General features: G+C 46.7%; 11 protein-coding genes. 4 read left to right on the top strand and 7 right to left on the bottom strand.

Annotation, left to right across the window (positions count from 1 at the left end; translation table 11 throughout):
- Positions 1 to 148 precede the first annotated feature (148 nt).
- The 3 genes from ACTRWF_RS11125 to ACTRWF_RS11115 form a co-directional block, all read right to left on the bottom strand.
- A complete protein-coding gene (locus ACTRWF_RS11125) occupies positions 149 to 883 on the bottom strand; it encodes an anti-sigma factor (protein WP_020744193.1) in 735 nt (244 codons plus the stop codon).
- Complete coding sequence (locus tag ACTRWF_RS11120) at positions 880 to 1,413, bottom strand: sigma-70 family RNA polymerase sigma factor (protein WP_012519639.1); 534 nt, start codon at positions 1,411 to 1,413, stop codon at positions 880 to 882. Before ACTRWF_RS11120 ends, ACTRWF_RS11125 begins: the two co-directional genes overlap by 4 nt.
- A gap of 169 nt (positions 1,414 to 1,582) precedes the next feature.
- Positions 1,583 to 3,643: a TonB-dependent receptor domain-containing protein gene (locus ACTRWF_RS11115; protein ID WP_462835554.1), complete on the bottom strand. Its 2,061-nt coding sequence runs from the start codon at positions 3,641 to 3,643 to the stop codon at positions 1,583 to 1,585.
- Positions 3,644 to 3,844: 201 nt separating this feature from the next.
- Here ACTRWF_RS11115 and ACTRWF_RS11110 point away from each other — a divergent pair, with 201 nt between their 5' ends.
- Entirely contained in the window at positions 3,845 to 4,429 is a 585-nt protein-coding gene (locus tag ACTRWF_RS11110) for an RDD family protein (protein WP_012519637.1), read from the top strand.
- Positions 4,430 to 4,539: 110 nt separating this feature from the next.
- Here ACTRWF_RS11110 and lptG read toward each other — a convergent pair whose 3' ends face one another.
- Positions 4,540 to 5,601, bottom strand: a complete 1,062-nt coding sequence (gene lptG / locus ACTRWF_RS11105) for an LPS export ABC transporter permease LptG (RefSeq protein ID WP_020744191.1) — start codon at positions 5,599 to 5,601, stop codon at positions 4,540 to 4,542.
- On the bottom strand, positions 5,602 to 6,702 hold the full coding sequence (lptF, locus tag ACTRWF_RS11100; protein ID WP_278383878.1) for an LPS export ABC transporter permease LptF: 1,101 nt from the start codon (positions 6,700 to 6,702) through the stop codon (positions 5,602 to 5,604).
- 263 nt (positions 6,703 to 6,965) lie between these two features.
- On the opposite strand from lptF, the gene pepA reads away from it, so the two are divergent.
- Genes pepA through ACTRWF_RS11085 form a run of 3 tightly spaced genes read left to right on the top strand, consistent with a single transcriptional unit; the run spans position 6,966 to position 11,710 of the window.
- Positions 6,966 to 8,471: a leucyl aminopeptidase gene (gene pepA, locus ACTRWF_RS11095; protein WP_020744189.1), complete on the top strand. Its 1,506-nt coding sequence runs from the start codon at positions 6,966 to 6,968 to the stop codon at positions 8,469 to 8,471.
- Between the two features lie 6 nt (positions 8,472 to 8,477).
- The gene (locus tag ACTRWF_RS11090) at positions 8,478 to 8,900 is read left to right on the top strand and encodes a DNA polymerase III subunit chi (protein WP_020744188.1); all 423 of its coding nucleotides are present in this window, start codon (positions 8,478 to 8,480) and stop codon (positions 8,898 to 8,900) included.
- A gap of 35 nt (positions 8,901 to 8,935) precedes the next feature.
- Positions 8,936 to 11,710: a valine--tRNA ligase gene (locus tag ACTRWF_RS11085; RefSeq protein ID WP_462835553.1), complete on the top strand. Its 2,775-nt coding sequence runs from the start codon at positions 8,936 to 8,938 to the stop codon at positions 11,708 to 11,710.
- 144 nt (positions 11,711 to 11,854) lie between these two features.
- On the opposite strand, the gene ACTRWF_RS11080 is transcribed toward ACTRWF_RS11085, so the two are convergent.
- Positions 11,855 to 14,530, bottom strand: coding sequence for a response regulator (locus tag ACTRWF_RS11080; RefSeq protein ID WP_462835552.1), 2,676 nt, complete (start codon positions 14,528 to 14,530; stop codon positions 11,855 to 11,857).
- A 50-nt stretch (positions 14,531 to 14,580) separates the two neighbouring features.
- On the bottom strand, positions 14,581 to 15,864 hold the full coding sequence (locus ACTRWF_RS11075; protein ID WP_462835551.1) for an extracellular solute-binding protein: 1,284 nt from the start codon (positions 15,862 to 15,864) through the stop codon (positions 14,581 to 14,583).
- Between the last annotated feature and the right edge of the window lie 91 nt (positions 15,865 to 15,955).

Raw genomic sequence — 15,955 nt, 5'->3', positions numbered from 1 at the left:
TTTTTTATGAGTTCAAAAGACCAAACGACCGAGGTTTTAGATTGGATGCAAAAATGTTTAAAAAAATAGAGAAAAGTTTTTATAAAAGGTTAAAAGCAAGAAAGGCCACATTGCGTGGCCTTTATAAGTGTAAGATTTTTCTTGAAAATTATACTGAAACAATAGGCGCGATATAAAGCACTTCTGTAGGAGCTCCCGTTACCGAGCCACCTGGCGCCTCTAGGCTAACGGCCAGTGCTGCAATGCTTTGGCTAAGCAATATATCTGGTGTCACTCTTGTATCACCATTAGCTTCAGGCATAAGGCCTAGCGAAATTGGGGCTTCACCGTTTGCTGGCACCATCCACAGTTCATAATCTTTATCTGCAAGTGCAACAAAGGCGTCTGTCACTTTTACGTTCATAGTTTCGTCAGAGACCTCTATCACCCACAAAGGCGTATTGTCCGCATTGTTGACCACGGCAATATGCGATACCTCTGGTGCAGGTATAGGCTGCATAACAAAAAGCAATACTGCCAACACCAATGTGGCAGCGGTAGAAAGAAACGATAGATTTTTCCAGCGTTTTTGTTTTTCTTTCTCAAAGTCGAGCACCTGACCCGAATCACTCGGCGTATTTACACCAGTAGCGATACCAGCGTCGTTAGCCGCTTTGTGTCCAAGCTTTATTTGAATGCTCTCCCATACATTGGCAGGTGGTGTAACCGGAGGAAGGGTTTCTGCAAAGCCGGTTAAATATTGCTCCCACTGTGCTGTAGCATCGCTCACCGCTTGGTATTGCATCATCAACTTTTGATAGCGTGTGCGCGCTTTACCGCGAAGGGTGCCAACAACGTATTCCGCTGCTAGTGCATTAAGTCGTTCTTCTTTCAAATAATTCATAGTGATAGGCACCTCTGCAAACTTTGCAAGCCTCGTCTTATCCAGCTTTTAATTGTACCAAGTGGTGATGCTAAGTGATTCACCACTTCTTGATGCGACATGCCATTCACGTAAGCCAAGTGAATAGCTTGACGTTGGGGGCCCTCAAGTTCATCTAAACAGGTCGCTAATTTTGCTTGTTCAGCACCTAGCTTAACAGCTTGAGTGGCTTCAACGCCCGATGGCGCGTCATCGTGAAGCTCAACTTCGTTTCTCACATTGTGATAGCGAATTAAATCTAGTGCGCGATAGCGTGCAATGCTTACCATCCACGTAAGTACTGTGCCTTTTCCACGCTGGTAATTTCCTGCGTTATGCCAGATTTTAATATAGGCATCTTGTGTGGCCTCATCGGCAAGCTCGGGTCGCTTTAACAGCTTTAAAGCAACCGCATAAAGCTGCGGACTGGTTATCTTATAAAGCTCTGCGAAGGCTTTTTTGTCGCCGTCTGCCGTTTTACACAGCAGAGGGAACAAAGTTTCATGTTCCATCGTTGCTCCTACCTTTTATTGTTACGGCTGTCTTCACAAAGAGACGTGCTGTTAACACAGGTATTTGCCTCTAAGTATTTAAACTAGCACTCTTTTTGAACAATCACATAAAAAATAACGGTACTCGAGAGTGCCAGCACCGCTATGGCTATTGAATACTATTATCTGGTTAGTATTTCAGGGTAAAAGTAAGTCGAACATTTCTTGGTTCGACAGGGTGGTAATGCAAATCTTCCACGCCTTCGTCTGGCTCGCCCGGCAGCCTTGATGCGTAAAAGTAGTCGATGTCATGGTCGTCACTGTCTAAGGCATTCAGCACTTCTAAAGTTAGGTCCCACTCAGGCTGACGATAAGCGACCTGTGCATTCATTAAAAACGTTGATGGCGGTGAAATTTTATCGAAGCTTTCAACGGTGCGAGAACTTAAATAACGACCTCGCAGCGTATAGCTAAACCCAAGCTGGTTGCTGTTTTGAAAATACGTCAGGCCCGCGCTCACAACGCCCGGAACTGTACCGTCAATATGGCGGCCTTCGCCTTCTACGCTGTCGCTAAACCTCGCTTTTGTCCATGCGGCTTCAATATCAGTTGTAACATGGTGACTAATCCAATAGTAGGCACTTACTTCAATGCCATGTCTTTCCGATGGGCGGCTCGCCTCGGTAAAACCTGCGTCGCCGACGTAAACCAGCTCACTGTCTAGTTCTAGTCGCCACAATGCAGCTGATACGTTATAAGTTTTGTTATCGGTAAAATTGACTCCGGCTTCATAACCAAGAGACTTTACTAATAGCGGTGAAGGTTCGGTTGCATCCCCACTTACCGGATCTACGGTAATAGTCGCACCCCGAGCGTCGTTTGAGTGGTAGCCCTGACCGATATTGGCAAACGCGGTGAGCTGTTCAGACAACAAGTATTTCAGGCCTGCTTTTAACGTAAAAATACCATCGTCAGCACTACCGCTGTTTGCGTTTACATCGCTATTGACGTTTACATCTAAGTAGTCATAACGACCACCTAATGACAGACTAAGTGCATCACTTAATACAATGTTTGACTGAGCAAATAACGCATAGCTGTTGCTTTCTATGGCATCTTCTCGAATCGTGCCAAAACGCTGAAGGTTTTGCGTGCGGTACAAGCCTACGTTATCAATATCATCAAAACGCCACTGGCCGCCTAAGGTCAGGCTACTGCCTTCGGTAATAGCGAGGGGGAGGGTGGTAAATAGTTCGCCACCATAAATTTGCCTGTCGTCAGCTTGCTCAAATTGATCGCCTAGAGCAGGGTTATCTAAAAAGTAAGTGAAGTTTGAAAAAAGGCTGAGGTCGGTATCGATAGCATAAAACGAGGCGTTCCAAGTGTCGCTGGTGTAGTTTGCAGATAAACTATAGCGAGAGGATTCACCGCCAACTTGAGTGTCGATAGAGCCAAGCCGGTCTATTAAGCCGCTTTGAATAGCGCGCTCAGGAACTTGATCAGCGCCATTCCAGCTGTTGTCGTAAGCCATGCCTGTTACTGTGAGTTGGCCGTCTAGCAAGGGCGTAATATAACGGATATGTGCGTTTTTCTTTTTTACATCTTCATCAATGTCAGTCCAAGGGCCATCATAGCTTTGATACTCTAGAGCAGTAACAACGCGACTCTCACCAGCGTTAAACTGATTCAAAGCAACGGCGCGCTTGAACCCATATTCACCTAAGCCTAAAAAGAGCTGGTTCTGTTCAAGAGCGTCTCGCAAGTTGAAGAACGCGCCGCCAGCGCTAGAAAAGTCGCCAATGTTGGCGTAATACGTGCCTTTAAAGTAGCTAAGGTTGTCTATAAATTCTGGAATGATGAAGTTTAGGTCGCTATAACCCTGCCCGTGACCGTGGCTTCGCATATTCACAGGCATGCCGTCAACACTTACCGTAAAGTCGGTTCCGTGATCGAGATTAAACCCGCGAAGGAAATACTGATTGGCCTTTCCCGAACCGCTGTGCTGAGTCACCATCATGCCGGGTATAAACTCAAGTATCTCACCAGCGCGAAGCATTGGCCGTTCGATAAGCGTATCGCCTGAAACCCATCCCTGTGAAGCGGAAATAAACTCTCCGTCCTTAATGGAAGCATCACCACGCACTCTAATGTGCTCGATATCGCCTTCTAGGTCATCTAGTGCCAATGCAGGGGAAATGCTAAATGCAATTGAACTTGCTATAAGTGTTTTTACTAGAGTTATATTCGTCACCGCAATCTACTTCCGTCATCCATTTGTAATTGTAATAACGCTTAACAATGACACTTAGATGCAAAAAGCAGTAAATTTTCTTGGGGCAAACCGGGTAGTTGCAACTTTATTAAAAGCCAGTAAGTGTCATTTATATTGTTTAAGCTATCTGCGGCTTGTGTCAAAATACGCATTGTCATTTATTGAAGTAAAGAGAAACCTGTGGCGCGTCACGATAAAAAAGCTAAGAAGAACTCCTCCTCATCTAACCGCCCAAAGAGTAAGGATGAGTTAAGCACAAACAGCGCGGGATCGGATAGCTCGGCGCTTCAGCGAGCTGGATTCGTTAGACGCTTATTGGCAATGATTTACGATACGCTAGTGGCCACAGCTGTTGGAATGTGTGCGGCTATGGTGATGATAATAACCTTGGTTGTTATGTTGAAAAATGGTGCGCTTGATCTGCAAGGTTATGCTGAACCTGCCGACTTAATTCAAGCTTCTTCAGGCTATAAACTGCTTATTCAGACCTGGGTAGGTTTATGGATAGCGGGTTTCTTCTTGTGGTTTTGGCGAAGAGGCGGGCAAACGCTGGGCATGCGTGCATGGCGTTTACGTATTTACAGCACCGTAGAAGAGCCAATGTCCTGGCCACGTTTGTTCATACGCCTTGTTGCGTCGTTGGGCGGCTTAGGGACTTTGCTTGTTTTGTTTGATTACAAGAACAAGCAATCGCTGCAAGACCGCTTGGCACAAACAGAAGTGTTGAAGCTGACTAAAGAAGCGAACGACCATAAGAGCTGGTGATAACGCATTGTAAGCATTAAAGGATGCTAAAAAGTCATAAAAAAAGAGGCGTCAACATGCCTCTTTTTATAGGACTTGACCGTTTAACTAGCCGAGCGCCGATAGCTTTATCAACGTCTAAGCATCAAACCGGCGACAGCAGCAAACAGTAGGCTTGGTAGCAATGCGCCAAGGAAGGGCGGCAATTGGTAAACCAAACTTACTGGGCCGAAAACCTCGTTTAGAATAAAGAAACCAAAGCCTGTGAGTACGCCCATGATCACGCGCGCTCCCATAGTTACGCTGCGTAACGGCCCGAAGATAAACGAAAGCGCCATCAACAACATCACGCCCACTGAAATAGGCTGGAATATTTTTCGCCATAGTGCCAATTCATAGCGAGACGGGTCTTGGTCGTTATTGTCTAAGTAATTTACGTAATCAAGCAGGCCAGTAATGGATAAGGCCTCGGGTTTAACCGCTACAATGCCTAACTTATCTGGGGTTAGCGTTGAGTTCCAGCGCATACGGTCGGTGTCATCAACCGAGACTTGCGTTTCCGTAAACTGTGTGACTTCTACGTTGCTTAACCACCAGCCATCGCCATCATATGTGCTGTTTTTTGCATAGGTAATGCTTTGTAGTGACAGGTCTGAATTAAAGTTAAAAATGCTCACGTCTTTAAGGGAGTCTTGGCTGATAACCTGACCAATACTCACAAACCTATCGCCGTCTTTGGCCCAAACAAGCTTGTCAGATGAAAATAAACTGCCCCCAGAAATCGCTTCAGTGCGTAGTTGTTTAGCTTTGGTCTCGCTGAACGGCGTGACCCATTCGCCCACCGCCATGACCGCTAAAATCATGACAAGGGTAGACTTCATGGCCGAGTTAATGATGTTCCAGCGGCTCATGCCCGCAGCCTGCATTACCACCAGTTCGCTATTGCTGGCCAAGACGCCCATGCCAATAAGACCGCCAAGCAACGTCGCCATGGGAAAGAATTGTTCTAGGTCTCGCGGAAGGCTTAATAACACGTAGATAAAGGCGGCGAGCATGTCGTAATCGCCTTCACCAATTTTACGCAGCTGTTCAACGAACTTGATTAACGCGCTTAAGCCAATAAGTACGCTTAGCGTGACAGTGATCGTACCTAATAACGTTCGAGCGATGTATAAATCGAGGATCTTAAACATTTATTTTTTCCCCAATATCCATGCGCGTAACTGCGTGCCAGTTTTCCTATCTCGCACGATAAGCGTAATGCCTATAATCAACATAATGGTATGTACCCACCACAGTCCTAGTTGGGGCGGCATCTTTCCGTCTTCCAGTACACGTCTGCTGGCCAACAACAGTAAGAAATAGCCTAGGTACAACAAAATGGCGGGGAACATCTTGCCAAATCGCCCCTGTCGAGGGTCGACGGCGCTAAGTGGTACCGCAATAAGTATTAAAAATGGAATCGACAGCGGAATAGCAATTCGCCATTGAAGCTCTGCTCTGGCTTCAATACTGTCGTCTTCCCACAGTTCGCTGGTGGGCAGCACGCTTACCTTACGACGGGTTTCATCAGCAGGCTTATCGGCAATCTGAATTTGGTATTCATCAAATTCAACTTTGCGGTAGGCCTTTTCAGATTGTTTACCCTCGTACTGCACGCCTTGCTTCAAAACAAGGTTTCGGGTGCCATCGGGGTTGCTCGCCACTTCGCCAGTTTGGGCGTAGACTACGCGCACATCACCTTCGCTATCGCTGGTTTGATTTTGCGATAGAAACACCCGTTGAAGCTTGTCGTTCTTGTCTACATCGTGGACAAAGATAACCGCTTTTTCGTTACCCGTTTGCTGGAAGCGACCCGGCATAAGAGCGGAGATACCCGCTTCGTTACGGGCTTTTTCGCGCAGTTGATATTCGTTCTCGGCAGCCAGTGGCGCGAAGTACAGGGTAATAGCGCCGGTCACAATCATAATAAGTAGCGACAGAAACAGCATCACTCGCGTGACATACCATTCGCTAATGCCGCAGGCGCGCATCACGGTCATTTCACTGTCTACGTACAGCCTACCGTGCGCCAACATGATCCCCAAATAAGCGCTGATGGGCAGTACCAATGATGAGAGAATAGGGGCGTATAAGCCTAGGAATCCAAGTACTAGGCCAGCAGGGATATCACCGTCTGATGCGTCGCCTAAAACGCGCACAAATCTTAGGGTGACAAAAATGGCCATTAGGATAAAGAAAATCGCTAACTGAGATTTCAGCGTTTCCTTAAGTAAATAGCGGAATATCAGCATCTCAGCCCTTCCGGAAAATTAGGAATTTTAGTGAAAGAAAGCACAATTTTGTTTAAACTTACCGTTTTTACAAGTTTTGCCTGCAATCATAAACCGTTTGCATGGTGTTTTGACGCAAATTTAACCTATATTCAATAGGTGTTAGCGTAAATTGCAGCGAACTAAAAAGTTATGCTGCGTATTAAAACATAAAGCAGCGCGAAACGTTACGTGATTTTTTAGTCATCGTGCAAACTATAAACGACGAAAAGCGAGGTGATATCGTGGAGTTTAGTGTAAAAAGTGGCAGTCCAGAAAAGCAACGCAGTGCATGTATTGTTGTGGGCGTCTTTGAGCCGCGCCGCCTTACGGCAGTGGCAGAACAACTAGACGAAATCAGTGAAGGTTATATCAGCAACTTGTTGCGCCGCGGCGACTTAGAAGGTAAAGCGGGCCAAATGTTGTTGCTACACAATGTACCGAACGTACTCAGCGAACGCGTGCTTTTAGTCGGTTGTGGTAAAGAGCGCGAATTAGACGAGCGCCAGTACAAAAACATTATCGCGAAAACTATCCAAACTTTGAACGAAACAGGGTCAATGGAAGCGGTGTGCTTCTTAACCGAGCTTCACGTTAAAGGTCGCGATACCTATTGGAAAGTGCGCCAAGCGGTAGAAGCAACTGAAGACACGCTGTACACCTTTATGCAGCTTAAAACGAAAAAAGGCGAGCCTCGTCGTCCGCTGCGTAAAATTGTATTTAACGTGCCTACTCGCCGTGAACTTACCGTGGGTGAACGTGCCGTTGAGCATGGCCTGGCCGTTGCTCGTGGTGCCAAAGTAACCAAAGACGTGGCGAACATGCCGCCAAATATCTGTAACCCAGCGTACCTGTGGCAGCAAGCGCAAGAACTGGCTAGCCAATACGATAGCGTAACCGCTGAAGTGGTGGATGAAACCCAAATGGCCGAGCTTGGTATGCAAGCGTATTTAGCTGTTGGTCGTGGTTCAGACAACGAAAGCATGATGAGTATTATGCATCATCGCGGTGGTCCTGCTGATCAAGCGCCAATTGTACTTGTAGGTAAAGGCCTTACGTTTGATTCGGGCGGTATTTCAATAAAGCCTGGCGAAGCCATGGATGAAATGAAGTACGACATGGGTGGTGCGGCAGGTGTGCTAGGTACTATGCACACTATCGCGGCGCTTAACCTGCCAATTAACGTTATTGGCGTATTAGCAGGCTGTGAAAACATGCCAGATGGCAAAGCGTACCGTCCGGGTGACATTCTAACTACCATGTCGGGTCAAACCGTTGAAGTGCTAAACACTGATGCGGAAGGTCGTTTGGTATTGTGCGATGCGCTAACCTACGTAGAGCGCTTCGACCCAGAGCTAGTGATTGACGTAGCCACACTAACTGGCGCGGCCATTATTGCTCTTGGTCACCATGCAACAGCCGTGATGAGCACGCACAATCCGCTTGCTCACGAGCTACTTAATGCATCAGAGCAAAGCTCAGATCGCGCATGGCGTTTACCGCTATGGGACGACTATCAAGAGCAGCTTGAAAGCCCGTTTGCCGACATGACCAACTTAGGTGGCCGCCCAGCGGGCTCAATCACTGCCGGTTGCTACTTGTCGCGCTTCACTAAGAAGTATAACTGGGCGCACCTTGATATTGCCGGTACGGCATGGCGCAGTGGTAAGAACAAAGGCGCTACAGGCCGTCCAGTGCCTATGCTGTCTCAGTTCTTAATGAACCGCGCTGATATCAAGTTAGAGGATTAATCATCCATGCCACAAGTGATATTTTATCAACTCACTGATAGCGACAATGGCGTGGCTGGCCGCGCCAGTGAAGTCATTGCGTCAGCGTTTGCCAACAAGCAAAAAATTAGCGTGCTGTGTGATACACAGGCGCAAGCTGAAGAAGTTGATGAATTGTTGTGGCAGCTGCCGGCTGACCGCTTTGTGCCTCACAACCTTTATGGTGAAGGGCCGCATTCGGGCACGCCGGTAGAGATTTGTTGGCAACCGCAGCAGGTAGCCAGACGACAAATGGTGGTGAATGTGGGCTCCGGTATGGTGCCTTCACCTAATCAACATCGTCAAATCATCGATTTTGTACCCGTGGATGAGAACGCCAAACAGGCCGCGCGGGTAAGATACAAAAACTATCAGCAAGCTGGATGCAACATGCAGTTTAAATCTGCATAACTCATTCGCGTTTAGCTTCAATTTGAGAGTGTGTAATGGATAAAACCTTCGAACCGCAGTCCATCGAGCAGCAATGCTACAAGTCATGGGAAGAGGCGGGTTTATTTAAAGCTTCAGGCAGCGGCGACCCTTATTGTATTTTGCTTCCGCCGCCGAACGTTACCGGTAGCCTTCACATGGGCCATGGTTTCCAGCAAACCATTATGGATGCCTTAACCCGTTATCACCGCATGAAGGGCGATAATACGCTATGGCAAGTGGGTACTGACCACGCCGGTATCGCTACCCAAATGGTGGTAGAGCGTAAGCTTAACGCACAAGGCAAGACGCGCCACGATTTAGGCCGCGAAGACTTCATCAAAAAAGTGTGGGAATGGAAAGAGCACAGCGGCGGAACGATCACCGGCCAAATGCGCCGTTTAGGTACCTCTCCTGACTGGTCTCGTGAAGTGTTCACCATGGATGAAGACCTATCTAAAGCCGTAACCGAAGTGTTCGTGAAACTACACGAAGAAGGCCTTATTTATCGCGGCAAGCGTTTGGTTAACTGGGACCCTGTGCTTCACACGGCGGTATCAGATCTAGAAGTACTGAACGAAGAAGAAGACGGCCACATGTGGCACATGCGCTACCCGTTAGCTGACGGTAGCGGTGAGCTAGTGGTAGCCACTACCCGCCCTGAAACCATGCTAGGTGATACAGCGGTTGCGGTTCACCCCGATGACGAGCGTTATCAAGACTTTATCGGCAAAGAAATTAAGCTGCCGATTACTGGCCGTTTAATTCCTGTGATTGCCGATGATTATGTCGACCAAGAATTCGGCACAGGCTGCGTTAAAATTACGCCTGCTCACGACTTCAACGACTACGACATGGGTAAGCGTCACAACCTACCTATGATCAATATTCTTACCGACGATGCGAAAATTAACGATGATGCGCCAGAAACGTACCGTGGTTTAGACCGTTTCGACGCGCGTAAGCAAATTGTGGCTGATTTAGAAGCCCAAGGCTCGTTGGTTAAGATTGAGCCGCACAAGCTTAAAGTGCCACGTGGCGACAGAACGGGTGCGGTTATCGAACCATACCTAACTGATCAATGGTATGTGGCGGTTGAGTCTCTTGCTAAGCCGGCTATTGAAGCGGTAGAAAGTGGCGAAATTCGTTTTGTGCCGGAGAACTGGAACAAAACCTACTATCAGTGGATGCATAACATTCAAGACTGGTGTATTTCACGTCAGCTGTGGTGGGGACACCGCATTCCGGCGTGGTATGACGAAAACGGCAAGGTTTTTGTTGGTCGCACCGAAGAAGAAGTGCGTGAAAAGCACGGCCTTGGCAGTGACGTAACCCTTTCACAAGACGATGATGTATTAGATACCTGGTTCTCAAGTGCACTATGGCCGTTCGCGACCATGGGCTGGCCAGAAGAAACGCCAGATCTTGAAACCTTTGTGCCATCTTCGGTGCTAGTAACTGGCTTTGACATCATCTTCTTCTGGGTTGCCAGAATGATCATGATGACCAAGAAGTTCACCGGCAAAATTCCGTTTAAAGACATCTACATTACTGGTCTTATTCGCGATGAGAACGGCGATAAAATGTCAAAGTCAAAGGGCAACGTGCTTGACCCCATCGATTTGATTGATGGTATTGATATTGAGTCGCTAGTCACTAAGCGTACCGCAGGCATGATGCAGCCGCAGCTGGCTGAAAAGATTGCCAAGCGCACGCGTAAGCAGTTCCCTGACGGTATTCAGGCATACGGTACAGATGCACTGCGCTTTACGTTTGCAGCCATGGCGTCAACCAGCCGCGATATCAACTTTGATATGGCCCGTGTTGAAGGCTACCGCAACTTCTGTAACAAAATTTGGAATGCATCGCGTTTCGTATTGATGAACACTGAAGAGCACGACACAGGTCGTGACGGTGGCGAAATGGTACTTAGCATGGCCGATCGCTGGATTTGGGCGAAGTTCCAACAAACCCTGGTTGAGTTTGAAAAGGCCCTTGAAGACTACCGCTTCGACATTGCTGCGCAAACGGTTTACGAGTTCACCTGGAACCAGTTCTGCGACTGGTACTTAGAGCTGACTAAGCCTGTGCTTAGCAACGATGCCAGCACCGACGCTGAAAAGCGCGGTACACGTCATACGCTTATTAACGTACTTGAAAGCCTGCTTCGCTTGTTGCACCCGCTAATGCCATTTATCACCGACACTATTTGGCAGCGCGTTGTGCCACAAAGTGCGCTTAAGGTGGAAGAGGGCGCCAGCATTATGGTTCAGGCATTCCCTGAGGTTGATGCAGCAAAACAAGACGACAAAGTACTTGCTGATATCGAGTGGGTGAAGAAGTTTATCGTGGGTATTCGTAATATCCGCGGTGAAATGGACATTTCGCCAAACAAACCGCTTAACGCGCTACTTAAAAACGTAAGCGATGAAGACGCGCGTCGTCTTGATGCGGCTAAAGCGTTCCTCGATAAGCTTTCTAAGCTTGAAACCGTAACTATATTGAAAGACGGTGAAGAAGCACCAGCCAGCGCCACAGCGCTTGTGGGCGAGATGGAAATTCTTATCCCAATGGCAGGGCTTATCGATAAAGACGCAGAGCTTGCTCGTATTACTAAGGCCATGGAGAAAATCGAGAAAGATGTTTCTCGTACTCGTGGCAAATTAGGTAACGAGAAGTTCGTAAGTAATGCGCCAGAAGCGGTTATTGAAAAAGAACGCGGTAAGTTAGAAGAGGGCGAAAAAGCCCTAGCCAAACTTAAAGAGCAGTTCGACACCATAAAAGCGCTGTAAGCCATTACAGTGAAGTAAACGCGAAAAAGGTTGCCAACCAAGGCAACCTTTTTTTGCTTTGTTATTTTCCTAGCTGCTGAAAAAAAAAGCAGCACAACGTTTAGTTCGCTATTTAACGATGTTGCATAAAATAGCGGTGAATACCTACCTTTCCGTCTTCACAAGGTATCGCCTGACCATGCCAATTAACGATTTCTGCTTAATCGGCTTTGTTAAGTAGTCGTTCATACCGGCATCCATAGCACTTTGCCGGTCTTCTTTCATGGCATTTGCTGATAGGCCAATAATCGGAACATCAGTAAAGCCTCTCTCTCGAAGTTGACGGGTCGCTTCATATCCGTCCATTACCGGCATTTGTACGTCCATTAGCACGAGGTCGTATTGAGGTGCATTTTCGAGTTTTTGTACCGCTTGCTTCCCGTCTTCGGCAATGTCAAAAGTAAGCCCTAGGTTAGTAAGCATTTCACCCGTAACGAGTTGGTTTATATTATTGTCCTCTACTAGCAATATGTGGCCTTCAAGTGGGGTTTCTTCAGCTTCCTCATTAAAGTGTTGTCCCTCGTAATTCGAATCTTTAGAGATAACCTGGTTCACAAAGCGCTCAAACTGCGCAGGCGTAAAAGGATGCATGATTAACGGGCCTTTCCAAAGCGTATCGTATTTAGCTTGTAATGCGCTACCTGCACTTTCCATGACAAGCCCCACAGATTTACCTGTGTCGAGTAGACTGTTTAGCCAGCTAATGTTCTGTCTAAAGGCACCAAACTCATGGATATCCACAATAATATAGTCGGGTAAAGAAGGAGTGTTTTGCGCCTCTTCAAGCGTCAGTACATTCTCGCTCGAAAGCTGAATTTGCGTACAATAAGAGGTGGGCAGTAAGGGCGCATCAGTCACATACACGCTACCAACAGGAAGTTGAGGCGTTTGTTCTAATACGCCAGGCTGGTTTTTAAATGCTCTAAGCGGAAGGTTTACCTCGAAGGTGCTGCCTTTGCCCATTGTCGATGACGCATCAATTCGGCCGTTCATCAGTTCAGTTAATTGACTTACAATCGCAAGCCCTAAACCGGTTCCGCCGTATTTTCTGTTGGTAGAGCCATCAGCCTGAGTGAAAGGTTTGAAAATCCTGTCTAACTGAGACTTACTCATGCCGATACCCGAGTCGGTAATACGCATAGTAAGGTTAAGGCGGTTGCCTTTTTCATTCAGCGTCCCGTCGAAGGCTATTTCAATGCGGCCTTGCTCGGTAAATTTCACTGCATTGTTGCCAATATTCATAATGATTTGTGCAATGCGCAGAGGATCACCAATGACCTGAGGCGGGAGCATAGGGTTAACGTTAAAATGAACCGATAAGTTCTTTTCTTTTGCGCGCAGCGCAATCACGGCTATCAAATTATCGAACAGTGAATGTAAAGAGAAGCTCACCTCTTCTATTTTCAGCTTACCAGCCTCTATCTTGGAAAAATCGAGTATGTCGTTAATTACACTAATAAGAATTTGCCCTGAGTATGCCGCTTTATCAAGGTAGCCCCTTACAGTGGGCGATAGCTCTTGTTGCTGAGCAAGTTCAATTAGCCCAATAATGCCATTCATGGGCGTTCGAATTTCGTGGCTCATGTTCGCAAGGAATATGCTTTTTGAGGCAGTCGCTTTCTCTGCTTTTATTTTTGATTCAGTTAACGCTTTATTTAAGCCCTCTAACTGCGAGTTCATGCTACGCGACTCATCTAAGAGCTTTTCGGTCTGGCGGTTTTTGTCGCTGAAAACAAGCGCTGCTTTGGCGAGCTTACCTATTTCGTCCTTGCGTCTACTTCCCGGTATATTAGATATCTGAATGCCTTTAGAAAGCTTATTGAACACTTCTGTAATAGAGCGTATGGGTTCAAGAATTCGAAATGTGGAAAAGAGTGCGGCAGCGAATGCGAGCAAAATAGCGATAAATGAAAAAAGTTCGCCATTGCGCTGAGTTTGTTCGGCAGTTTGATAGGTTCGCTTAGTTATTACCTCAGAGTCGGTACTGACTTTCTTCGCGAGTTCTCCACTTAGATAAAGAAACTCGTTAGCAGAGCCGGCCATAACAACATTGACGAGAAATAAATTCCCCTGGGTTATTTGCGTTAACTTAAAAAAGTCGTTCTTTATTCTATCGGTAAGGCGTTCAATTCTTTGCGTAAGTTTCTGTTCCGAGGAAAGGTTTAATTCTTTTAGTGAGTCCGCAGCTTCGTTGAAAGATTTTATGTACTGCATGTCAGGCTTCATTATATATTTCAACATGGCATTTTCGGCTCGAACCAGTGTTATTTTTGCCTCTTCTACCATTGCAGGTGACACTTTTCCTTGGGTTTGGGCGTCGTTCAGGGTTGCCTCGAGCGCCGTGATATCTGAAAGGGTCCCCCTTGCAACTAAGTTGTCTCGTTCTGAGCGCGCGTCGACAACCTGGGTGAAGTTTTGTTGATAGGCATTAAGGTGCTCTTTCATCCTCGTAAGGATATAGTTTCCATCTTGCAGTTCGCCCGTTTCATCAACCTGTGCCAGCTTATCGAGTTTCGCGTTAATGGTAACCATGAGCCGACTAAACCGCGTTATTGCAGATTTGCTGGCATTTTCTTTAAAGATAAGTACGTTGCGCTGAAGGTCTACCACATCACGCTCTAATTCTTTTACTATACCTACGTCGTTAACGGCTTTTGAGGCAAAAGAAATTCCCTCGTTCAGTACCTCTTGGTTTTTTCTCGCAATGAAACCTTGCACTAATATTAAGGTGATCAAAGCAAGAAATACCGTGATAAGCTGTATTCGAATTGACGATAACATGTGAGCTGTCGAGACCTTATTTTATTTAGCGAATGGCCAATTTTGTAGATTTAAGCGGTAATAAACTCGTACCACTTCTGCAAGCTATATTCATAGGTTGGCATAACCGTATTCCAAACCGCAACGTTACTGAGTCGCGATTCATAGCTGCCCCCCGTTCGCTGTGCTCCCTTTTTAACGCTTATCTTGCCATCGGTTCCTTTTAACGCTTCCGAGGCAACCTTTCCTTCGTACCAATAGTTCCACTCTGCCAGTGATAAATATTTCGCAGAGCGCTGTGGATTTGAGATGTAGTAGCCCTGTCTGGCGATAAACGCGCCTGGCCAGCCAGAAAGCCACCAGTTCATGTATTCATATGCAACATCTTTCATTCTGCCATTCGTTGCCGAGGATAAACACATTACGCCGTGCCAGCCGCGGTACCCTTCTTTCGGTGCCGCGAATGTAACGGGGGTATCTTGACCGTTTAGTGCAGATACTGCGGGCGAGAACATACTTTCTATGGCAACACGACCACTTTTCATAAATTCTACAGATTCGGGCACCGATGTCCAAAAGCCATTAAAGTGGTTTAACTGGGTTAGCTCAATAAGGAGATTAAATAAGTCATCGAGCTCGTATTCAGTCATAGCTCCTATATCTTGAAACTGCATGAAGCCTTTAGCTTGGGCTGCTAACGCCAAGTCGAACAAGCCAATGGTTGGGTCGTTTACAATGCCTACTTTGCCAGAGTAGCGGCTGTCTAGTAACCACCCCCAGCTTTCTTTTTGACCTTGAAGTTCGGTAGGGAGATTCGACGTATCGTAGCCGAAAGAGTCTACATTGTGAACGTAGGGTAGGAAGCTAATGCCATCAGTGTGGTTTTCGCCTAACGTGCCATCATCTTGAACGTTTAAAATTTTATGAGGCGCATCGCCTGCGCCCATGCGCGCATTTTTGGTTAGTTTCCCGGTTTTACTTAAATCGTTAATTTCTTCCCAATATTGAAGACGCTTTTTTTCAATTGGCTGAATGGCACGGGCTCGCCATAATACGTTTATGCTATTAGACCACTGCTCATATAAATCAAATGATGTTGGGATCATGGAGGCTTTTTGTAGGACGGCAGCACTGCCTCCGGGTTCGAACGCTATGTTAATGCCTAAGTCTTCCATAGCGCGCTGGCGAATAGTCTCTTGAAGAGTTACGTGGGTACCCATTACCCGCAAGGTGGGTTTCGCTTTTCCGATGGCAAATGGCGTAACGCCTGCCGTTAAACCTAAGGCAAGACCGCCTTTCAATAGGGTTCGGCGAATAGGAGAAGCGCTGTTTTCGCTATTAGATTTTTCAGGCATATGCGTACGTCCATAATAAACGATGACCTGTGTTTATTCTGGCATCTATTTCATAGAGTTACCAAAAAATGTTGATGGAAAGTTAAAAATA

This window comes from Alteromonas sp. G5_S2_22_S1, assembly GCF_054968525.1.
This window is presented reverse-complemented; position numbering and strand designations above follow the sequence as displayed.

Bases quoted from the DNA above. Each gene is read 5' to 3' on its own strand.
- ACTRWF_RS11125 (WP_020744193.1), bottom strand. From the start codon at position 883: ATGAATTATTTGAAAGAAGAACGACTTAATGCACTAGCAGCGGAATAC.
- ACTRWF_RS11120 (WP_012519639.1), bottom strand. From the start codon at position 1,413: ATGGAACATGAAACTTTGTTCCCTCTGCTGTGTAAAACGGCAGACGGC.
- lptG (WP_020744191.1), bottom strand. From the start codon at position 5,601: ATGTTTAAGATCCTCGATTTATACATCGCTCGAACGTTATTAGGTACG.
- lptF (WP_278383878.1), bottom strand. From the start codon at position 6,702: ATGCTGATATTCCGCTATTTACTTAAGGAAACGCTGAAATCTCAGTTA.
- ACTRWF_RS11090 (WP_020744188.1), top strand. From the start codon at position 8,478: ATGCCACAAGTGATATTTTATCAACTCACTGATAGCGACAATGGCGTG.
- ACTRWF_RS11085 (WP_462835553.1), top strand. From the start codon at position 8,936: ATGGATAAAACCTTCGAACCGCAGTCCATCGAGCAGCAATGCTACAAG.
- ACTRWF_RS11080 (WP_462835552.1), bottom strand. From the start codon at position 14,530: ATGTTATCGTCAATTCGAATACAGCTTATCACGGTATTTCTTGCTTTG.
- ACTRWF_RS11075 (WP_462835551.1), bottom strand. From the start codon at position 15,864: ATGCCTGAAAAATCTAATAGCGAAAACAGCGCTTCTCCTATTCGCCGA.